This is a genomic window from Leclercia sp. AS011, from assembly GCF_037152535.1.
Taxonomy (GTDB): domain Bacteria; phylum Pseudomonadota; class Gammaproteobacteria; order Enterobacterales; family Enterobacteriaceae; genus Enterobacter.
Genome location: NZ_JBBCMA010000006.1, coordinates 196,188 through 217,221, shown reverse-complemented (window position 1 = coordinate 217,221; position 21,034 = coordinate 196,188). Strand labels below are relative to the sequence as shown.

Below are 21,034 nucleotides of genomic sequence, written 5' to 3'. Positions count from 1 at the left end.
GTAGCGCGGTGGTCCCACCTGACCCCATGCCGAACTCAGAAGTGAAACGCCGTAGCGCCGATGGTAGTGTGGGGTCTCCCCATGCGAGAGTAGGGAACTGCCAGGCATCAATTAAAGAAACCCCGTACCGCAAGGTACGGGGTTTTTTGCCGTCCGGGCAACGCTATTCACATTAAACCTACCCTCCTTGAAACTTTCTCACCTTTCACATGCAGACTCGACATTTGCCCTATTCCTGGTTATTGTCAGCTATCTGGATGTCTAAACGTTTATACGTATGCTGTGAGGATTTAAGGTTATGCCGATTCGGGTGCAGGACGAGCTACCAGCCGTCAATTTCTTGCGTGAGGAAAATGTCTTTGTCATGAAGGCATCGCGCGCTACAGGTCAGGAAATTCGTCCTCTGAAGGTGCTTATCCTCAACCTGATGCCAAAGAAAATTGAGACGGAAAATCAGTTCCTCCGCCTGCTCTCAAACTCCCCGCTCCAGGTCGATATTCAGCTGCTGCGTATTGATGCGCGTGAGTCCCGCAATACGCCATCGGAGCATCTCAATAACTTCTACTGTAATTTCGATGACATCCGTGACGAGAATTTCGATGGCCTGATTGTCACCGGTGCGCCGCTGGGCCTCGTTGAGTTCAACGACGTGGCCTACTGGCCGCAGATTAAGCAGGTGCTGGAGTGGGCCAAAGATCACGTCACCTCCACGCTGTTTGTCTGTTGGGCGGTACAGGCGGCCCTCAATATTCTGTACGGTATCCCTAAGCAAACCCGCAGCGAAAAACTCTCTGGTGTCTATGAGCACCACATTCTGCATCCCCATGCGCTGCTGACGCGGGGCTTCGATGATACCTTCCTGGCTCCCCATTCACGCTATGCCGATTTCCCGGCTGCGCTGATCCGTGACTACACCGATCTGGAGATCCTGGCAGAGAGCGAGGAGGGGGATGCCTATCTGTTCGCCAGTAAAGACAAGCGTATTGCCTTTGTTACCGGCCATCCCGAGTACGATCCCGATACCCTGGCGAGCGAATATTTCCGCGATGTTGAAGCGGGGTTAAACCCGGACGTTCCGTACAACTATTTCCCGCACAACGATCCGCAGAACAAACCGCGGGCTACCTGGCGCAGCCATGGCAATCTGCTGTTTACTAACTGGCTCAACTATTACGTCTACCAGATCACGCCATACGATCTGCGCCACATGAATCCGACGCTGGATTAATCTTCTGACGATCCTGATCCTGTAGCGTTTCAGCTCTCCAGTTAAGGCACCTTCGGGTGCCTTTTTTATTTCCGAAATTATCCCCGTCTTATGAATCAATTTTAATTACATAAATATCAATGGATTAAATGAATTTAAAATTAAAAATGGAAATTGTTTTTGATTTTATGATAAATCCAGATAGTCTTAATTTTGCTGAACGAAAACTACACAACGATCTTCGTTCGCGTGGGGGAAGTGCATTCGGATCAACGACGAGGAGCAGTGCAATGAATCAACAGGCAACCATTATCGATGAACTGGCCTTTAACCAACCGCATGGCGAGCAGGAGCAGCAGGTCCTGACCCCCGATGCCGTTGAGTTTCTTACCGAGCTGGTGACCCGCTTCACGCCAAAACGCAATAAGCTACTGGCGGCACGTATCCAGCAGCAGCAAGACATTGATAACGGAAAGCTGCCTGATTTTATTTCGGAAACCGCTTCCATTCGTGAAGGTGACTGGACAATCCGCGGTATTCCGCAGGATCTGCAGGACCGACGCGTCGAGATCACCGGCCCGGTAGAGCGCAAAATGGTAATCAATGCGCTGAATGCCAATGTGAAAGTCTTTATGGCCGACTTTGAAGATTCGCTGGCACCTGACTGGAATAAAGTCATCGAAGGCCAGATTAACCTGCGCGACGCAGTCAACGGCACCATCAGCCACACCAATGAAGCCGGCAAAATTTATCAGCTCAAGCCCAACCCGGCGGTGCTGGTCTGTCGCGTACGTGGCCTGCATTTACCGGAAAAGCATGTCACCTGGAACGGGGAAGCGATCCCCGGGAGCCTGTTCGACTTTGCCCTCTACTTCTTCCACAACCATAAAAATCTGCTGGCAAAAGGAAGCGGCCCCTATTTCTACCTGCCAAAAACCCAGTCCTGGCAGGAGGCTGCCTGGTGGAGTGAGGTCTTCAGCTATGCCGAAGATCGTTTCGAACTGCCGCGCGGTACCATCAAAGCTACGCTGCTGATAGAAACCCTGCCGGCGGTGTTCCAGATGGATGAAATTCTGCATGCCCTGCGTGACCACATCGTTGGCCTGAACTGCGGCCGCTGGGATTACATTTTCAGCTATATCAAGACCCTGAAAAACTATCCCGATCGCGTCCTGCCGGATCGCCAGGTGGTGACCATGGATAAATCATTCCTGAATGCCTACTCGCGTCTGCTGATCAAAACCTGCCATAAACGCGGAGCCTTCGCGATGGGGGGTATGGCGGCCTTCATTCCGAGCAAAGACAGCGAACGTAACAATCAGGTACTGAACAAAGTGAAGGCCGACAAAGAGCTGGAAGCCAGCAACGGTCATGACGGCACCTGGGTGGCGCACCCTGGCCTGGCCGATACCGCCATGGAGGTGTTCAACCGCATTCTGGGCGATAACAAAAACCAGCTGCACGTGACCCGTGAAGAGGATGCGCCTGTTACCGCCGCGCATCTGCTCGAGCCGTGCGAGGGCGAGCGCACCGAAGAGGGGATGCGCGCCAATATTCGCGTGGCAGTGCAATACATCGAAGCGTGGATCTCCGGCAACGGCTGTGTGCCGATTTACGGTCTGATGGAAGATGCTGCCACCGCCGAGATCTCACGAACTTCTATCTGGCAGTGGATCCACCATCAGAAGACCCTCAGCAACGGCAAACCGGTCACCAAAGCCCTGTTCCGCCAGATGCTGTCGGAAGAGATGCTGAACATTCAGGAAGAGCTGGGCGAGCACCGCTTCAGCAGCGGTCGCTTCGATGCCGCCGCCCGCCTGATGGAACAGATCACCACTTCAGATGAGCTCATCGACTTCCTGACGCTGCCTGGCTACCGCCTGCTGGCCTGATTTCACCACATAACAATAATGGAGCATCTGCACATGAAAACCCGTACCCAACAAATCGAAGCATTACAAAACGAGTGGACTCAACCGCGCTGGGAAGGCATTGAACGCCCTTATAGCGCAGAGGAAGTGGTGAAGTTACGCGGTTCGGTCAACCCGGAGTGCACCCTGGCGCAGCTGGGCGCAGCAAAAATGTGGCGCCTGCTGCACGGTGAGTCGAAAAAGGGCTACATCAACAGCCTCGGCGCGCTCACTGGTGGCCAGGCACTGCAGCAGGCAAAAGCGGGCATTGAGGCGATCTATCTGTCGGGCTGGCAGGTCGCGGCGGATGCCAACCTGGCCTCCAGTATGTATCCGGACCAGTCCCTCTACCCGGCGAACTCTGTTCCGGCGGTAGTGGAGCGGATCAACAACACCTTCCGTCGGGCGGATCAGATCCAGTGGGCGTCCGGTATAGAGCCAAACGATCCGCGATTTGTGGACTACTTCCTGCCGATCGTCGCCGATGCCGAAGCGGGCTTTGGCGGGGTGCTGAACGCCTTTGAGCTGATGAAATCGATGATTGAAGCCGGTGCAGCGGCCGTTCACTTCGAAGATCAGCTGGCGTCGGTGAAGAAGTGCGGACACATGGGCGGTAAAGTGCTGGTGCCAACGCAGGAGGCGATCCAGAAACTGGTGGCCGCCCGTCTGGCCGCTGACGTGCTGGGCGTCCCGACGCTGGTGATTGCCCGTACCGACGCCGATGCGGCGGACCTGATCACCTCCGATTGCGACCCTTACGACAGCCAGTTTATTACCGGGGAGCGCACCAGCGAAGGCTTCTATCGTACCCATGCCGGCATTGAGCAGGCGATCAGCCGCGGTCTGGCCTACGCCCCTTATGCGGACCTGGTGTGGTGCGAAACCTCCACCCCGGACCTGGCCCTGGCTAAACGCTTCGCTGACGCCATCCATGCGAAATATCCGGGCAAGCTGCTGGCTTATAACTGCTCGCCGTCCTTCAACTGGCAGAAAAACCTGGACGATAACACCATCGCCAGCTTCCAGCAGGCGCTGTCGGACATGGGCTACAAGTATCAGTTCATCACCCTCGCGGGCATTCACAGTATGTGGTTCAACATGTTCGACCTGGCGCACGCCTACGCCCAGGGCGAGGGCATGAAGCACTACGTCGAGAAGGTCCAGCAGCCGGAGTTCGCGGCAAGCCAAAAGGGCTATACCTTTGCCTCGCATCAGCAGGAAGTGGGAACGGGCTACTTCGATAAAGTGACCACCATCATTCAGGGTGGCGCCTCCTCCGTGACTGCGCTGACCGGGTCGACCGAAGAAGCGCAGTTCTGATAACGGAAACGCCCGGTGGCGCTACGCTTACCGGGCCTACGTACGGATTCGATGAGGGCAAAGCTATGTCGTGTGGTCTGGAATTGCTGATTGCCCAAACTATTTTGCAGGGCTTCGATGCCCAGTATGGCCGCTTTCTGGAGGTGACGGCCGGGGCGCAGCAGCGTTTTGAGCAGGCCGACTGGCACGCGGTGCAGCAGGCCATGAAACAGCGTATCCACCTCTACGATCATCACGTCGGCCTGGTGGTGGAACAGCTGCGCTGTATCACTGGCAGCATCAGTATTGACGCTGGCTTCCTGCTGCGGGTGAAAACGCACTATACGCAGCTGCTGCCGGATTACCCACGCTATGAGATTGCGGAAAGCTTTTTCAATTCCGTCTACTGTCGGTTATTCGATCACCGCTCCCTGTCACCGGAGCGGCTGTTTATTTTCAGCTCACAGCCCGGACAACGCTTTCGCACTCTGCCGCGGCCGCTGGCGAAGGAGTTCTTCCCGGATCAGGGCTGGGAGGCGCTGTTAACCAAGGTATTAGCCGATCTTCCCCTGCGTCTGCCGTGGCAAAATCGTCCGCGTGATGTGGGGTATATCATCGCCCATCTTTCAGAAACGCTGGGTGCAGACACCCTGCGCAACTGCCATCTGCAGGTCGCTAACGAGCTCTTCTATCGCAACAAAGCCGCATGGCTGGTGGGCAAGCTGATTACCCCGGACGCCACGCTGCCATTTCTGCTGCCTATTCATCGCAGCGATGAAGGGGCGCTGGCGGTGGATACCTGCCTGACCACCAGCGCCGAAGCGAGCATCGTTTTCGGCTTTGCCCGCTCCTATTTTATGGTGTACGCCCCTCAGCCGGGGGCGCTGGTGGAGTGGCTGCGGGAGATCCTGCCCGGTAAAACCACCGCCGAACTTTACATGGCGATAGGGTGTCAGAAGCACGCCAAAACCGAGAGCTATCGGGAGTACCTGCACTATATCGCCCATGCTGATGAGCAGTTTATCGAGGCTCCGGGCATTCGCGGCATGGTGATGCTGGTCTTTACCCTGCCGGGTTTTGACCGGGTGTTTAAGGTGATTAAGGACAAATTCGCCCCGCAGAAAGAGATGACCGCCGCCCACGTGCGCGCCTGCTATCAGCTGGTTAAGGAGCACGATCGCGTCGGGCGCATGGCCGATACCCAGGAGTTTGAGAACTTCGTGCTCGATAAGCGGCAGATAGCGCCGGAACTGATGGCGCTGCTGCTTCAGGAAGCGCCGGGAAAAATCAGCGATCTGGGCGATCGGATTGCCATCAGCCATCTCTATATCGAACGAAGGATGGTGCCGCTCAATATCTGGCTGGCGCAGTCGGAGGGACAGGCTCTCCACGACGCTATCGAAGAGTACGGTAATGCTATCCGCCAGCTGGCGGCAGCCAACATCTTCCCGGGCGATATGCTGTTTAAAAACTTCGGCGTTACCCGACACGGGCGGGTGGTGTTCTACGATTACGATGAAATCTGCTACATGACGGAAGTGAATTTCCGCGAGATCCCGCCCCCGCGTTATCCGGAGGATGAGCTCGCCAGCGAGCCCTGGTACAGCGTCTCACCGGGGGATGTCTTCCCGGAGGAGTTTCGTCACTGGCTCTGCGCCGACCCGCGCATCGGGAGGCTGTTTGAGGAGATGCATGCCGATCTGTTCCGCGCTGACTACTGGCGGAGCCTGCAGACGCGCATTCAGAACGGCCATGTGGAAGATGTCTACGCTTACCGGCGTAAACAGCGGTTTAGCATCAGATTTGCGGTTTAACGCCGGGTGGCGGCTGCGCCTTACCCGGCCTACAAAGACCGGTAGGCCCGTGCAAGCGTAGCGCCGCCGGGCATTGAAGACTTAACGAATCCCACCATACGCCAGCGTCACCTCTTTCGCGGCCTTAATCACCAGCGCGCCCAGCTCGGTCACCCGGTCATCGGTCATTCGCGAGATCGGCCCGGAAATAGAGATCGCAGCAAAGGGCTCACGGTGCTCGTCAAAAATACAGGCTGCCAGACAGCGCAGACCGAGCGCATGCTCTTCATCATCAAAGGAGTAGCCGCGCTTGCGGGTCAACGCCAAATCCTCTTTCAGATGCACCGGCGAAACCAGCGTGGCGTGGGTATAGGCGTGCAGACCTTTACGGTGCAGCAGCCCCGTCACCTGCTCCTCGCTCAGCTGCGAGAGAAATGCTTTCCCCGCCCCGGAGGCGTGCATCGGCAGCTTGCCGCCAATCGGTGCCGACATGCGCATCAGCTGAGTACACTGCACCTGGTCGATAATAATCGCCTGATGATCGCTCTGGTCAAGTACCGCCAGGTTGACCGTCTCCCCGGAGTCCTCCATCAGCTTGCGCAGGATCGGGTGCACGATAGCGAGCAGATTACGGCTCTGCAGAAAGCTGCTGCCGACGATAAACGCATGGGCACCTACGGACCAGTGGCCCAGCTCGCCCACCTGACGGACAAAGCCCAGCTGCTGCATGGTAGTCAGCAGGCGATGGGTGGTGGAGTTCGGCAGACCCGCCTGCTGGGCCAGCTCGGTCAGCGCCACGCTGCTGTGCGATTCGGCTATCCACTCCAGCAGTTTAAGGCCGCGCGTCAGGGATTGAACCTGTCCGCCTGATTGTGCAGCGGTGGTGGCAGCAGGTTTTCTGCCGCGTTTAGCGGGAACGGTGGCGACCATGACAGGCTCCTTTTTCTGTATCGTGGAAATCATTTTCGTTTTATTTGGCTGTTTTGCAACCGGTATCCTTACTGATCGGAGGAGTTATGGTGAACATGTCTCATGTTACCGCGGTGTGACTTTTCCCCTTAGCAAGATTATGCCAGTATGGTCTGCTGGCCTTTTGGCCTGGTTGAGCGTTGTCGGGAGCAAGTGTGAGCAGCAAAGTAGATCAACTTCGTGCGCAGTTAAATGAACGCATTCTGGTGCTGGATGGCGGTATGGGCACCATGATCCAGAGCTATCGTCTGAGTGAAGACGACTTTCGCGGCGACCGCTTCGCCGACTGGCCCTGCGATCTGAAAGGTAACAACGACCTGCTGGTGCTGAGCAAGCCAGAGATTATCGCCGCCATTCATTACGCCTATTTCGAGGCGGGTGCGGATATCGTTGAGACCAACACCTTTAACTCGACAACCATCGCCATGGCGGATTACCAGATGGAATCCCTGTCGGCGGAGATCAACTACGAGGCGGCGAAGCTGGCCCGTGCCTGCGCCGACGAGTGGACGGCCCGCACGCCGGAGAAACCGCGCTACGTGGCCGGGGTGCTTGGCCCTACCAACCGCACCGCCTCTATCTCGCCGGACGTCAACGATCCGGCATTTCGTAATATCACCTTTGACCAGCTGGTGGCCGCGTACCGTGAGTCGACCCGGGCGCTGGTGGAAGGCGGTTCCGATCTGATCATGATTGAAACGGTCTTCGATACCCTCAACGCCAAAGCCGCGATTTACGCGGTAAAAGAGGAGTTCGAGGCCCTGGGCGTGGACCTGCCGATCATGATCTCCGGCACCATCACCGACGCCTCTGGCCGTACCCTCTCCGGGCAGACCACCGAAGCCTTTTATAACTCCCTGCGCCACGCCGATGCCCTGAGCTTTGGCCTGAACTGCGCCCTGGGGCCGGACGAACTGCGCCAGTACGTGCAGGAGCTGTCGCGCATCGCCGAATGTTACGTGACCGCCCACCCGAACGCCGGCCTGCCGAACGCCTTCGGTGAGTACGATCTCGACGCTGCAACCATGGCGGCGCAGATCCGCGAGTGGGCCGAGTCCGGTTTCCTGAATATCGTTGGCGGCTGCTGTGGCACCACGCCGGAGCATATCGCCGCCATGAGCAATGCCGTGGCAGGCCTGCCACCACGCAAGCTGCCCGAGCTCCCGGTAGCCTGTCGTCTTGCCGGTCTTGAGCCGCTGAACATCGGCGATGAGAGCCTGTTTGTGAACGTCGGGGAGCGTACCAACGTCACCGGTTCCGCGAAGTTCAAGCGCCTGATCAAAGAAGAGAAATATGGCGAAGCGCTGGACGTTGCCCGCCAGCAGGTAGAGAGCGGCGCGCAAATTATCGATATCAACATGGATGAGGGGATGCTCGACGCCGAAGCGGCGATGGTGCGTTTCCTCAACCTGATCGCCGGTGAGCCGGACATCGCCCGCGTGCCGATCATGATTGACTCCTCCAAATGGGAAGTCATCGAAAAAGGGCTGAAGTGTATTCAGGGCAAGGGCATCGTCAACTCCATCTCGATGAAAGAGGGCATTGAGGCCTTTATCCATCACGCGAAGATGGTGCGCCGCTACGGTGCCGCCGTGGTGGTGATGGCCTTTGATGAAGTGGGCCAGGCGGACACCCGCGAGCGCAAAATTGAAATCTGCCGCCGCGCGTACCAGATCCTGACCGAAGAGGTCGGCTTCCCACCGGAAGACATCATCTTTGACCCGAATATCTTCGCCGTCGCCACCGGGATCGAAGAGCACAACAACTATGCGCAGGACTTTATCGGTGCCTGTGAAGACATCAAACGCGAGCTGCCGCACGCGCTGATCTCCGGCGGCGTGTCGAACGTGTCGTTCTCCTTCCGCGGCAACGACCCGGTGCGTGAAGCGATCCACGCGGTGTTCCTCTACTATGCCATCCGCAACGGGATGGACATGGGCATCGTTAACGCCGGCCAGCTGGCGATTTACGACGATCTGCCTGCGGAGCTGCGTGACGCGGTGGAAGACGTGATCCTTAACCGCCGCGACGACGCCACCGAACGGTTGCTGGATCTGGCGGAGAAATACCGCGGCAGCAAATCGGACGAGGCGGCAAACGTACAGCAGGCCGAGTGGCGTTCCTGGGACGTGAAAAAACGTCTGGAATACTCGCTGGTCAAAGGCATTACCGAATTTATTGAACTCGACACTGAAGAGGCCCGCCAGCAGGCCGCGCGTCCCATCGAGGTGATTGAAGGGCCGCTGATGGACGGCATGAACGTGGTCGGCGATCTGTTCGGCGAGGGCAAAATGTTCCTGCCGCAGGTGGTGAAGTCTGCCCGCGTGATGAAGCAGGCCGTGGCCTATCTGGAACCCTACATCGAAGCCAGTAAAGAGAAAGGCTCGAGTAACGGCAAGATGGTCATCGCCACCGTGAAGGGCGACGTGCACGACATCGGCAAAAACATCGTCGGCGTGGTGCTGCAGTGTAATAACTACGAAATTATCGACCTGGGCGTGATGGTTCCGGCGGATAAAATCCTCAAGACCGCGCGTGAAGTGAATGCCGACCTGATTGGCCTTTCCGGGCTGATTACGCCGTCTCTGGACGAGATGGTTAACGTGGCAAAAGAGATGGAGCGTCAGGGCTTTACCATTCCGCTGCTGATTGGCGGCGCGACCACCTCGAAAGCGCACACCGCGGTGAAGATCGAGCAGAACTACAGCGGCCCGACGGTCTACGTGCAGAACGCCTCGCGCACCGTGGGCGTGGTCTCCGCGCTGCTCTCCGACACCCAGCGCGACGACTTTGTCGCCCGAACCCGCAAAGAGTACGAAACGGTGCGTATCCAGCACGCGCGCAAAAAGCCGCGCACCCCGCCGGTGACACTGGCGGCGGCACGGGATAACGACCTGGCCTTCGACTGGTCAAGCTACACGCCGCCGGTGGCCCATCGGCTTGGCGTGCAGGAGGTGACCGCCAGCATCGAAACCTTGCGCAACTACATCGACTGGACGCCGTTCTTTATGACCTGGTCACTGGCCGGGAAATATCCGCGCATCCTCGAAGATGAAGTGGTAGGCGTTGAGGCCCAGCGCCTGTTTAAAGATGCCAACGACCTGCTCGACAAGCTCAGCGAGGAGAAAACCCTCAACCCGCGCGGCGTGGTGGGGCTGTTCCCGGCCAACCGTGTGGGGGATGACATCGAGATTTATCGCGATGAGACCCGCACCCACGTGCTGACGGTCAGCCATCATCTGCGCCAGCAGACCGAGAAGGTCGGCTTTGCCAACTACTGCCTGGCCGATTTCGTCGCGCCGAAGCTGAGCGGTAAAGCCGACTACATCGGCGCCTTTGCCGTGACCGGTGGGCTGGAGGAGGATGCGCTGGCGGAGGCCTACGAAGCACAGCATGATGATTACAACAAAATCATGATCAAAGCGATTGCCGACCGTCTGGCCGAGGCCTTTGCGGAATACCTGCATGAGCGGGTGCGTAAAGTCTACTGGGGCTATGCGCCGAACGAGAACCTCAGCAACGAGGAGCTGATCCGCGAGAACTACCAGGGCATTCGCCCGGCACCTGGCTATCCGGCCTGCCCGGAGCATACTGAGAAAGGTACCATCTGGCAGCTGCTGGATGTTGAAACTCATACCGGCATGAAACTCACCGAATCCTTCGCCATGTGGCCGGGGGCGTCGGTGTCCGGCTGGTATTTCAGCCATCCTGACAGCAAGTACTACGCCGTGGCGCAGATCCAGCGCGATCAGGTGGAAGACTACGCCCTGCGTAAAGGGATGAGCGTTTCTGAAGTGGAGCGCTGGCTGGCGCCGAACCTGGGCTACGATGCCGACTGACATCACTATTCTTGACTACAAACAGGGCGCTCAATGAGCGCCTTGTCTCTTTCTACCGTTTGAAGCCTTATACTTGTGAAAAGCGCAGGCCGAGCGTAGGCCGGATAAGGCGCAGCCGCCATCCGGCAATACAGCGCGCAATGAGCCTCAGGAAAACGTATAACGACAAGGAGAACCTACATCCGTGCTGACTCTGCTACATCTGCTTTCTGCCGTGGCGTTGCTGGTCTGGGGCACGCACATTGTCCGTACCGGCGTGATGCGTGTTTTTGGTGCCCGTTTACGTACCGTCCTCAGCCGCAGCGTTGAGAAAAAACCGCTCGCGTTCTGTGCGGGCATTGGCGTGACCGCGCTGGTGCAAAGTAGTAACGCCACCACCATGCTGGTCACCTCCTTTGTGGCCCAGGACCTGGTGGCGCTGACCCCTGCGCTGGTGATTGTCCTCGGGGCTGACGTGGGGACCGCGCTGATGGCGCGGGTGTTAACCTTCGATCTCTCCTGGCTGTCGCCGCTACTGATTTTCATCGGCGTGATATTTTTCCTTGGCCGTAAACAGACCCGCGCCGGGCAGCTGGGACGCGTGGGAATTGGCCTGGGACTGATCCTGCTGGCGCTGGAGCTGATCGTCCAGGCTGTGACCCCCATCACCCAGGCCAGCGGCGTGCAGGTCATCTTTGCCTCGCTGACCGGCGATATCCTGCTGGATGCGCTGATAGGCGCGGTGTTTGCCCTGATCAGCTACTCCAGCCTGGCGGCGGTGCTGTTAACCGCCACGCTCACCGCGGCGGGGATCATCTCCTTCCCGGTGGCCCTCTGCCTGGTAATAGGCGCTAACCTCGGATCCGGCCTGCTGGCGATGCTCAACAACAGCGCCGCCAATGCCGCGGCGCGTCGTGTGGCCCTCGGCAGCCTGCTATTTAAGCTGGTGGGTAGTCTGGTCATCCTGCCGTTCGTCTATCCGCTGGCGAACCTGATGGACAATTTGCCGCTGCCGAAATCGGAGCTGGTGATCTACTTCCACGTCTTCTACAACCTGGTGCGCTGCCTGGTGATGGTGCCCTTTGCCGAGCCGATGGCGCGGTTCTGTAAGCGGGTGATCCGCGATGAACCGGAGCTGGATGCGCGCCTTAAACCGAAGCATCTGGATACTTCGGCCCTGGACACCCCGGCGCTGGCGCTGGCCAATGCCGCCCGGGAAACGCTGCGCATGGGCGATGCTATGGAGCTGATGCTGGAGGGGTTGAAAAAGGTGATGCACGGCGAGCCACGGGAAGAGAAAGATCTGCGTAAGGTCGCCGACGACATCAACGTGCTCTATACCGCCATCAAGCTCTATCTGGCGCGGATGCCGAAAGACGAGCTGGCGGAGGAGGAGTCCCGGCGCTGGGCAGAGATCATCGAGATGTCGCTTAACCTTGAGCAGGCCTCCGATATCGTCGAGCGCATGGGGAGTGAAATCGCCGACAAATCGCTGGCGGCCCGCCGGGCATTTTCCCTCGAAGGGGTCAAAGAGCTGGATGCGCTGCACGATCAGCTGCTCGCCAACCTCAGGCTGGCGATGTCGGTCTTTTTCTCCAGCGATCTAGCCAGCGCCCGTCGTCTGCGCCGTAACAAGCACCGCTTCCGCATCCTCAACCGCCGCTACTCCCACGCACACGTTGACCGACTGCATCAGCAGAACGTGCAAAGTATCGAGACCAGCTCCCTGCATATGGGGCTGTTGGGCGACATGAAGCGCCTCAACTCCCTGTTCTGCGCGGTGGCGTACAGCGTGATGGAGCAACCGGATGAAGATGATGGCCGGGATGAGTATTAGTCTGGATAGCGCCTCGCAGAACTAAACGGCGAGGCGTGAGCAAACACATTACCTGTATTAACGTTGTGGCATAGAGGGTTTGTATAAAATTTTATACAGGGATGTGTTATGCTGTCAGAAAGACCGACACTGAAGCCTGTCGCATGGTCAGGAAGCGCGTTTGCAGGCGGTGCTTGAAGAGCAAAGGAGCCAAAAATGAGCAATAACGTTGATTGTAAAATCCGCCATGTCACAGCGGCAGATGCGAATATTTTTGCTGAGCTGGGTTTTGAGCAAAATGAGGCCACGCGATTGCAGAAGGACGCTGAGAGGGAAGTTGAGCAACTTTTGCTTATCAAGCGCCAGCTTATGCGGGAAATTTCCGCGTGGATCACCGAGCATCATCTCCGCCAGGCTGAAGCTGCTGTAAAACTCAATGTCTCCCGGCCACGGGTATCTGATGTCGTCAATCTTAAAACCAGTAAGTTCACGCTTGATACGTTGGTGTTGATGTTAAGCAAACTGGGAAAACCCGTCTCAGTGACCGTGGGCTGATCTTTTTACCAGCCCAAACCTAAGGTATATTTCGCCTCTACAGGAGAAATTATGCTGCCAACTCAATCCACCCGATTAAACAAATACATTAGCGAGAGCGGGATCTGCTCGCGTCGCGAGGCTGACCGTTACATCGAACAGGGCAACGTGTTTATCAACGGTAAACGCGCCACCATTGGCGATCAGGTCGCCCCTGGCGACGTGGTCAAAGTGAATGGACAACTGATCGAGCCCCGGAACGAAGAAGACCTGGTGTTTATCGCGCTGAATAAACCGGTTGGCATTGTCAGTACCACAGAAGATGGCGAGCGCGACAACATCGTCGATTTCGTCAACCACAGCAGCCGTATCTTCCCGATTGGCCGTCTGGATAAAGACTCCCAGGGATTAATTTTCCTCACCAACCACGGCGATCTGGTGAACAAGATCCTGCGAGCCGGTAACGACCACGAGAAAGAGTACATCGTCACGGTCAACAAGCCGGTAACGGACGAATTCATTCGCGGAATGGGGGCGGGTGTGCCGATCCTCGGCACGGTCACCAGGAAGTGTAAGGTGAAGAAAGAGGCGCCGTTTGCGTTCCGTATTACCCTGGTTCAGGGCTTAAACCGCCAGATCCGCCGCATGTGCGAACATTTTGGCTTTGAAGTGACGAAGCTGGAACGTACCCGCATCATGAACGTCAGCCTCTCCGGCATCCCGCTGGGCGAGTGGCGCGATCTGACCGGCGACGAGTTGATTGAGCTGTTCAAGCTGATCGAGAACTCCTCCTCCGAAGCGAAGCCAAAAGCGAAGGCAAAACCGAAAACCCAGGGCATTAAACGCCCGGTGGTCAAAGCCCCGCAGTCGGAAGAGAAAAGCAAAGCCAAACCGGCCGGGAACGGGAAGCGCTTCACCCAGCCAGGGCGCAAAAAGAAAGGGCGCTGATTAGCGCCTTCCACGGGTGGGAGTATTTGCCGACCAGGAGAATGTCGCCTCTTTATCCACTTTATAAGCCTGCTCTTTTTTAAGCTTGCGGGCTTTTTTAGCGTCCAGTTCACGCTGCGCCATCAGTTTGTCGATGTACTCTTTTTTCACGTGATTGGTTTCGGCGTTGGTCAGCAGTCGGCCATGGGCGATACGGGCGCGATCGAGCAGGGTTTTCAGTTCGCGCTGCTCGCTCTCCGTCATCTCTTTCTGGGTCAATCTCGGTATAGACATAGCTGAAGCCTCCTGTGAGAGGCTTCAGTGTAAAGCATGCCTTCGCTGTCGCGAAGCTGAATTAACCTTCCTTCACCACATCGCGTTTCTTTTGCTCATCGATCGGCTTACCCGACCAGTAACCCGCCAGCAGCGAGCCGGACAGGTTATGCCATACCGAGAACAGCGCGCCCGGCAGAGCCGCCAGCGGCGAGAAGTAGATTTTACCCAGCGCAGCGGCCAGGCCGGAGTTCTGCATCCCTACCTCAATCGCCAGCGTACGGCAGGTGGATTCGTCAAAGCCGAACAGCTTCCCGCCCCAGTATCCGCCCAGCAGGCCGATGGTGTTATGTAGCACCACGGCGATAATCACCACAAAACCGACCGAGGCAATATGCGCCGCCGAACCGGCCACCACGGCGCTGATAATCGCCAGAATGCAGACCATCGAAAACGCCGGCAGGTAAGGCTCGACGGCTTTCACCAGCCGCGGGAACAGGTGGTGGATAACCAGCCCCAGCGCAATCGGGATCACCACGATCTGCAGAATGCTCAGCAGCATTCCCATCACATCTACCTGAATGTGGGCATCCACATACAGACGCGTCAGCAGTGGGGTCGCCACCACGCCCACCAGGGTGGAGACGGAGGAGATGGTTACCGAGAGGGCCACATCCCCTTTTGCCAGATAGATCATCACGTTGGAGGCCGTACCGCTGGCCACGCTGCCCACCAGCACCATCCCGGCGGAGAGGTCCGGCGGCATCTTAAAGGCGATAGCCAGCGCCCATGCCGCCAGCGGCATCACCAGGTAGTGCAGGAAAATCCCCGCCGCGACCGGGGCCGGGCGTGACAGCACGCGTTTAAAATCATCGACTTTCAGGTGCACACCCATGCCGAACATGATCAGCATCAGTAGCGTGGTGACCCACGGGCCAATGGCGGTAAAGGTGGTTGGCGTATAATAGGCTAATACAGAGAGCAGCAGCGCCCATAACGGGAACAGCCGGGTGATGGCGGATAACATATGAATTCCTTGCGATTATGTTGTGTCATGTAGTTATAAAAAAGCCGGGATCGAGCCCGGCTTAGAGATAGTGTTTATCCTGCTAATGAATTTTGTTCAACCAAATTTTCTTCATGATCCCGGGTGAAGGCTTTCCCAGCTCAGCCCAAAGCGGGTGAGATATTTGCGTAGCCGGTCGGCATCATTAGGGTTGGCCTTTTTCATCCGCGAGACCGCAAAGAGTTCGCGCCCGGCCTCGGATAATGAAGCGCTCCGTCGGCAGACCTCCAGCACGGTCTCCAGCTGGCGCTGGTCGAAGAGATCAAGCGCCATCGCCGCGTCTGGCGTGGCGGTTTGCCAGCTCGCCTGTAGCCTGACAATTTCTTCCTCAACCAGCGCTAAAGTGATGCGCCCTTGCTCGGCAAGCGTGGCCATCCGCGCGACAGAGGAGCCCAGTTCACGAAAGTTGCCGCGCCATAACGCCTGAGGTGAATCTGCGAAACGCAGATAGCGCTCGCGCGCCTCTTTGTCGAAGCGAACTTGAGCCTGGGCTTCGGTTGCGAAACGTTGCAGTTCGTACTCCACGTTCGGAGCGATATCCTCCCGGCGCTGCGCCAGGCCGGGTAGGGCAAAACTCCACATATTGATCCGGGCGTAGAGATCTTCACGAAAACGGCCTTCCGCCACCCACTGAGGCATATCCCGGTGCGTACCGGCAATAAGCTGAAAATCGCTCCTAACCTCTTTATCGGAGCCAAACGGGAAGAAGGTTTTTTCTTCGATAGCTTTCAACAGCATGGCTTGCTCGTCGAGGCCGAGCTCAGCGATTTCATCTAAAAACAACACGCCGCCGTCGGCCTCGCGCAGCAGCCCGGCGCGCGGCGTAACTGCCCCAGTAAACGCCCCTTTGACATGGCCGAAAAGGGTCGACATGGCGTTGTCACCCCGCAGCGTGGCGCAGTTTACCGCGACCAGCCTGCCTGACAGCTGATGGCGGGATTGTTTAAGCTGGTAGATGCGGTTGGCGAGGAAAGATTTTCCGGCCCCCGTTGGGCCCGTCAGCAGGACAGGGGCGGTCGAGCGCAGCGCCACCCGCTCAATCTGATCGATCAGGGCATTGAACGTGGCGTTGCGGGTATCAATTCCGGCTTTCAGGAACGAGACAGACTCCTGCTGCTCACGCTGAAAGCGGCTGGTTAATGTGGCATAGCGGCTTAAATCCAGGTCGATGATGGAGTAACGTCCGACAGGGATGGCCTCTTCTGGCGAATTCCTGCTGGCGGGGCCGGTCTGGATCAGGCTGGCAGGGAGATACCGCGCTTCGGTCAGCAAAAACCAGCAGATTTGTGCCACGTGCGTGCCGGTGGTGATATGCACCAGGTACTCTTCATGCTCGGTGTCAAACTGATAGTGGGTGGCGAAGTCGAGAAACGCGGCGTACACCTCTTCAAAATCCCAGGGATCGGCAATGGTGACGGGACAAGCGCACACGGTGGTATGGGGTGAAAGCTGCCTGATATCTTCCGCGATCTGCTCCGCCATCCCCCGGTCCTGTGGCTGGTGGAGCAACTCAAGCCTGTCGACGGGGAGATCGGGCTGCTGGCAAAGCGCGACCGTCGGGCGCCATTTACGTAAACGGTTGGCCCGCTTGCCGCGTTTGTCCATCACCGTGCCCAGCACTCCAATAACCACTCGCCGCTTTTTCATGTTTATCCTGCAAGATAAAAAACGATACTAAAAGATAAAAATAAAATGATGTTTAAGCAATGCCGATGAGCGTCATGTGATTTAAATCTCATTTAATCAATGAGATAGGATTTGCATGTAGACAGGGAGCGCTTTGGCACGCTTCTGGCAATACCTTGTTGTACAGATTCAGACGACCCTGAGGGCGAGCACCATGAAACAAAATGATTTTGACGTATTAACAGCGCAACTCAGTGCACCGGTAAAAATGTGGACCCACGGGGTGCCGGTTGAGCCAGAGGCGCGCGAGCAGCTGCTGAATACCGCGAAGATGCCGTTTATTTTCAAACATCTGGCGGTGATGCCGGACGTGCACCTTGGGAAAGGGTCCACCATTGGCAGCGTGATCCCCACTAAAGGCGCCATCATTCCGGCGGCGGTGGGGGTGGATATCGGCTGCGGGATGATCGCCGTGCGCACATCGCTGCTGGCAGGCGATCTGCCGGATAACCTCCACGGGCTGCGCAGCGCCATTGAACAGGCGGTGCCGCACGGGCGCACCAACACCCGCTCCCGTCGCGACAAGGGCGCCTGGGAAAAGACGCCGGATGAAGTGGATACCCACTGGCGGCAGCTGGCACCGCGCTTCAGGCGGCTGACGGATAAATATCCGCAACTGCTGAAAACCAATAACCATCAGCATCTGGGGACGCTCGGCACCGGGAACCACTTTATCGAGATCTGCCTGGACGAGCAGCAACGGGTGTGGGTCATGCTGCACAGCGGCTCGCGCGGCGTGGGTAATGCCATCGGCAACGTATTTATCGCGCTGGCACAGAAAGATATGCAGCAGCACATTGCCAACCTGCCGGACAGAAATCTGGCCTATTTCCAGGAAGGAAGTCGGCACTATAACGACTACATCGAAGCCGTGGAGTGGGCGCAGGATTTTGCCCGTCATAACCGCGAGGTGATGATGTCGCGCGTGCTGGCCGCGCTGTCGCGCACTGTGCCAAAACCCTTTTTGACCCAGCAGGAAGCGGTAAATTGCCATCACAACTATGTGCAGAAAGAGCGTCATTTTGGCGAGGAGGTGCTGGTGACGCGCAAAGGAGCGGTGTCGGCGCAGAAGGGCGAGATGGGGATCATACCCGGCTCGATGGGGGCGAAAAGTTTTATCGTGCGTGGCCTGGGCAATGAAGAGAGCTTCTGCTCCTGTAGCCATGGGGCAGGGCGGGTGATGAGCCGCACGGCGGCCAAAAAACGCTTCACCGTTGCCGATCAGATCCGCGCCACGGCCCACGTCGAGTGCAGAAAAGATAGCGAGGTTATCGACGAGATCCCGATGGCCTACAAAGACATCGATGCCGTCATGGCGGCGCAAGCCTCACTGGTCGAAATCGTCCATACCTTGCGCCAGGTGGTATGTGTAAAAGGATAAAGCAGATGACAAAGAACGGTGTAGATGTCGCCATGCGCGAGCGCGTGCGGCAGCAACTCAACGACATAGAGCAGCGATTCAATGTGACCGTGCTGTACGCCTGTGAATCGGGTAGCCGGGGTTGGGGCTTTGCATCGCCGGATAGCGATTATGATGTGCGTTTCCTGTATGTGCATAAACCTGACTGGTATATGCGCGTAGAGCCGCAGCGGGACGTGATCGAGCTGCCGATAGATGACGAGCTGGACGTGAGTGGCTGGGAGTGGCGCAAGGCGCTTGGCTTGCTGAAAGCGGCCAACCCTACGCTTATCGAGTGGCTGGATTCGCCAGTGGTCTATCAGCAAAATGACAAGGTGATAACGGAATTACGCGCGCAGGTGCCCGCCTGGTTTTCCCCCGTGCGTGCCCGCTGGCACTACTACTCCATGGCGCGTAAAAACTTCCGCGGTTATTTACAGGACGCAGAGGTGCGGCTGAAGAAATACTTTTACGTCCTGCGTCCGCTGTTAGCGGTGCGCTGGGTGGAGGCCGGAAAAGGGGTACCGCCGATGCGTTTTGCTGAGCTGCTGGCGGGAAGCGAGCTTGATGCGCCGTTACGCCAGGAGATCGATGCGCTGCTGGCGATAAAGCAGCGGGCTGGAGAAGCGCAGTACGGCCCCAGACGCCCTTTGCTGCATGCTTTCATCACCCAGGAGCTGGCGCGAGGCGAAAACCCGCCCACGCTGCCCGACAGCCACGACGGCGAGATAGCTGCGCTGGATTCATTGCTAATGAGAACGGTACTGGCAGGATAAAAAAATGGCCCGGTTCTCCGGGCCATTTTCTGTTACTCAAACAAGTTATGGTGCAGCTTCTGCACGACCTGCTCGGCTTCGGCGCCAGGCACCAGGAAGCACAGGTTGTAGCTGGATGCGCCATAGCAAATCATGCGGATGTTAAACGGCTCCATCACGCCAAACACCTCTTTGCCCACGCCGCTGGCGCGGGACAGATCGTTACCGATGATCGCCACCAGGGCGAGATCTTCTTCCACCTCGACGCGGCACAGCTCCGACAGCTCCATTAGCAGGGACTGGGTCAGCAGGGTATCGCCGGTAGAGGTTGAGCCGGTGGTGTCCAGGGTCAGAGCGATGTTCACTTCTGAGGTGGTCACCAGGTCTACCGAGATGCTGTGGCGCGCCAGAATGCTAAACACTTCCGCCAGGAAGCCACGGGAGTGCAGCATGCTCAGGCTGTGCAGGGTCAGCAGGGTCTGTTTGCGACGCAGGGCGATGGCGCGGAACAGCGGCGGGTTTTCGGTGGTATTGCACACGATGGTGCCGCCCGCTTTTGGATCTTTGCTGGAACCCACAAACACCGGGATATTGCTGCGCACTGCAGGCATCAGCGTCGCCGGGTGCAGCACTTTCGCGCCAAAGGTCGCCATCTCAGCGGCTTCTTCAAAAGCGATCACATCAATACGTTTTGCCGCTGGCACTACGCGCGGGTCGGTGGTGTAGATACCCGGCACGTCCGTCCAGATATCGACGCGGGAGGCCTGCAGGGCTTCACCCAGCAGGGCTGCGGTGTAGTCGCTGCCGCCACGGCCCAGCGTGGTGGTGCGGCCTTTGGCTTCGCTGCCGATAAAGCCCTGGGTGATGACAATCCCTTCCGCCAGGCGCGGGGCCAGCTGTTGGGTGGTCAGCTCAGAGATGGCGGTCACGTCCGGCTCGGCGCGGCCAAAGCGGTCGCTGGTGCGCAGCACTTTACGCACGTCAAACCACTGGGACTGAACGTTACGCTCGCGCAGCACTTCGACAAACAGCAGGGTCGACATCAGCTCCCCGTGGCTGACCAGTTCGTCGGTCAGGGCGGTGGAGGTAGCCAGTGAGGCGGCTTCCGCCAGGGTGATGATATTTTCCAGCAGGCGTTCAATCTCTTCGCTGATGACGCTCGGATCGCGCAGTCGGCTAAGAATATCGAACTGAATTTTGTGCAGCGCTTCGAGCTTAACCTGGCGCTCGCTCGCTTCCAGCCCTTCAGCAAGGGCGACCAGCAGATTGGTGACGCCAGCCGAAGCGGACAACACCACCAGGCGGGTATCAGGATCGGCCAGCACCACATCGGCGCTGCGGTTCATGGCATCAAAATCGGCCACGCTGGTACCGCCAAATTTGGCGACAACAAAACTCGTCATAACAACCTCGTGTCAGGGAAGGAAAAAAGCGACCATGGCACAAGGACAAAATAGTTTTATCGGTGCAGGCGCAAATACCGTGTGTATAAATAAAATGTGCAGGGGATCCTGTCAACGCCGGGATTATGCGGATTTTTCATGCTGCCTTCCATATGAGAAACAGGACTTATAACAGCTAT

Annotated in this window: 15 protein-coding genes and 1 rRNA gene; 11 read left to right on the top strand and 5 right to left on the bottom strand. The window is 57.6% G+C overall.

Annotated elements, in window-relative coordinates:
- From rrf to aceK, 5 genes are all read left to right on the top strand, one after another.
- Window positions 1–106, top strand: a 5S ribosomal RNA gene (gene rrf, locus WFO70_RS19760); the annotation flags it as partial.
- A gap of 192 nt (window positions 107–298) precedes the next feature.
- The gene (metA, locus tag WFO70_RS19755) at window positions 299–1,228 is read left to right on the top strand and encodes a homoserine O-acetyltransferase MetA (protein ID WP_337018624.1); all 930 of its coding nucleotides are present in this window, start codon (window positions 299–301) and stop codon (window positions 1,226–1,228) included.
- A gap of 269 nt (window positions 1,229–1,497) precedes the next feature.
- Window positions 1,498–3,099, top strand: a complete 1,602-nt coding sequence (aceB, locus tag WFO70_RS19750) for a malate synthase A (RefSeq protein WP_337018622.1) — start codon at window positions 1,498–1,500, stop codon at window positions 3,097–3,099.
- Between the two features lie 33 nt (window positions 3,100–3,132).
- A complete protein-coding gene (aceA, locus tag WFO70_RS19745; RefSeq protein ID WP_337018620.1) occupies window positions 3,133–4,437 on the top strand; it encodes an isocitrate lyase in 1,305 nt (434 codons plus the stop codon).
- A 65-nt stretch (window positions 4,438–4,502) separates the two neighbouring features.
- Window positions 4,503–6,230: a bifunctional isocitrate dehydrogenase kinase/phosphatase gene (gene aceK, locus WFO70_RS19740; RefSeq protein WP_337018618.1), complete on the top strand. Its 1,728-nt coding sequence runs from the start codon at window positions 4,503–4,505 to the stop codon at window positions 6,228–6,230.
- Window positions 6,231–6,311: 81 nt separating this feature from the next.
- Here the strand turns inward: aceK and iclR are convergent, their stop codons facing one another.
- Window positions 6,312–7,139: a glyoxylate bypass operon transcriptional repressor IclR gene (gene iclR / locus WFO70_RS19735; protein ID WP_337018616.1), complete on the bottom strand. Its 828-nt coding sequence runs from the start codon at window positions 7,137–7,139 to the stop codon at window positions 6,312–6,314.
- A 194-nt stretch (window positions 7,140–7,333) separates the two neighbouring features.
- Between iclR and metH the strand changes: the two genes are divergently transcribed.
- The 4 genes from metH (at window position 7,334) to rluF (ending at window position 14,294) form a co-directional block, all read left to right on the top strand.
- The gene (metH, locus tag WFO70_RS19730) at window positions 7,334–11,017 is read left to right on the top strand and encodes a methionine synthase (RefSeq protein WP_337018615.1); all 3,684 of its coding nucleotides are present in this window, start codon (window positions 7,334–7,336) and stop codon (window positions 11,015–11,017) included.
- Between the two features lie 184 nt (window positions 11,018–11,201).
- Entirely contained in the window at window positions 11,202–12,833 is a 1,632-nt protein-coding gene (locus WFO70_RS19725) for a Na/Pi cotransporter family protein (protein WP_337018613.1), read from the top strand.
- A gap of 195 nt (window positions 12,834–13,028) precedes the next feature.
- Entirely contained in the window at window positions 13,029–13,367 is a 339-nt protein-coding gene (locus WFO70_RS19720) for a helix-turn-helix domain-containing protein (protein ID WP_337018612.1), read from the top strand.
- Between the two features lie 51 nt (window positions 13,368–13,418).
- On the top strand, window positions 13,419–14,294 hold the full coding sequence (gene rluF / locus WFO70_RS19715) for a 23S rRNA pseudouridine(2604) synthase RluF (RefSeq protein ID WP_337018610.1): 876 nt from the start codon (window positions 13,419–13,421) through the stop codon (window positions 14,292–14,294).
- On the opposite strand, the gene WFO70_RS19710 is transcribed toward rluF, so the two are convergent.
- The 3 genes from WFO70_RS19710 to rtcR all read right to left on the bottom strand — a co-directional run bounded on the left by WFO70_RS19710 (window position 14,295) and on the right by rtcR (window position 17,259).
- On the bottom strand, window positions 14,295–14,567 hold the full coding sequence (locus tag WFO70_RS19710; RefSeq protein WP_337018608.1) for a DUF3811 domain-containing protein: 273 nt from the start codon (window positions 14,565–14,567) through the stop codon (window positions 14,295–14,297).
- A 61-nt stretch (window positions 14,568–14,628) separates the two neighbouring features.
- The gene (panS, locus tag WFO70_RS19705; RefSeq protein WP_337018606.1) at window positions 14,629–15,573 is read right to left on the bottom strand and encodes a ketopantoate/pantoate/pantothenate transporter PanS; all 945 of its coding nucleotides are present in this window, start codon (window positions 15,571–15,573) and stop codon (window positions 14,629–14,631) included.
- Between the two features lie 111 nt (window positions 15,574–15,684).
- Window positions 15,685–17,259: an RNA repair transcriptional activator RtcR gene (rtcR, locus tag WFO70_RS19700; protein WP_337018604.1), complete on the bottom strand. Its 1,575-nt coding sequence runs from the start codon at window positions 17,257–17,259 to the stop codon at window positions 15,685–15,687.
- A gap of 193 nt (window positions 17,260–17,452) precedes the next feature.
- Between rtcR and WFO70_RS19695 the strand changes: the two genes are divergently transcribed.
- Window positions 17,453–18,679 (top strand): RtcB family protein, encoded by a 1,227-nt coding sequence (locus tag WFO70_RS19695; RefSeq protein ID WP_337018602.1) that lies wholly within the window; start codon window positions 17,453–17,455, stop codon window positions 18,677–18,679.
- 5 nt (window positions 18,680–18,684) lie between these two features.
- Window positions 18,685–19,473: a nucleotidyltransferase domain-containing protein gene (locus WFO70_RS19690; RefSeq protein WP_337018600.1), complete on the top strand. Its 789-nt coding sequence runs from the start codon at window positions 18,685–18,687 to the stop codon at window positions 19,471–19,473.
- 32 nt (window positions 19,474–19,505) lie between these two features.
- Here WFO70_RS19690 and lysC read toward each other — a convergent pair whose 3' ends face one another.
- Window positions 19,506–20,855, bottom strand: coding sequence for a lysine-sensitive aspartokinase 3 (gene lysC / locus WFO70_RS19685; protein WP_337018598.1), 1,350 nt, complete (start codon window positions 20,853–20,855; stop codon window positions 19,506–19,508).
- Between the last annotated feature and the right edge of the window lie 179 nt (window positions 20,856–21,034).

Coding starts and splice junctions, on each gene's coding strand:
- metA (WP_337018624.1), top strand. CDS start 299: ATGCCGATTCGGGTGCAGGACGAGCTACCAGCCGTCAATTTCTTGCGT.
- aceB (WP_337018622.1), top strand. CDS start 1,498: ATGAATCAACAGGCAACCATTATCGATGAACTGGCCTTTAACCAACCG.
- aceA (WP_337018620.1), top strand. CDS start 3,133: ATGAAAACCCGTACCCAACAAATCGAAGCATTACAAAACGAGTGGACT.
- aceK (WP_337018618.1), top strand. CDS start 4,503: ATGTCGTGTGGTCTGGAATTGCTGATTGCCCAAACTATTTTGCAGGGC.
- iclR (WP_337018616.1), bottom strand. CDS start 7,139: ATGGTCGCCACCGTTCCCGCTAAACGCGGCAGAAAACCTGCTGCCACC.
- WFO70_RS19720 (WP_337018612.1), top strand. CDS start 13,029: ATGAGCAATAACGTTGATTGTAAAATCCGCCATGTCACAGCGGCAGAT.
- rluF (WP_337018610.1), top strand. CDS start 13,419: ATGCTGCCAACTCAATCCACCCGATTAAACAAATACATTAGCGAGAGC.
- WFO70_RS19710 (WP_337018608.1), bottom strand. CDS start 14,567: ATGTCTATACCGAGATTGACCCAGAAAGAGATGACGGAGAGCGAGCAG.
- panS (WP_337018606.1), bottom strand. CDS start 15,573: ATGTTATCCGCCATCACCCGGCTGTTCCCGTTATGGGCGCTGCTGCTC.
- rtcR (WP_337018604.1), bottom strand. CDS start 17,259: ATGAAAAAGCGGCGAGTGGTTATTGGAGTGCTGGGCACGGTGATGGAC.
- WFO70_RS19695 (WP_337018602.1), top strand. CDS start 17,453: ATGAAACAAAATGATTTTGACGTATTAACAGCGCAACTCAGTGCACCG.
- WFO70_RS19690 (WP_337018600.1), top strand. CDS start 18,685: ATGACAAAGAACGGTGTAGATGTCGCCATGCGCGAGCGCGTGCGGCAG.
- lysC (WP_337018598.1), bottom strand. CDS start 20,855: ATGACGAGTTTTGTTGTCGCCAAATTTGGCGGTACCAGCGTGGCCGAT.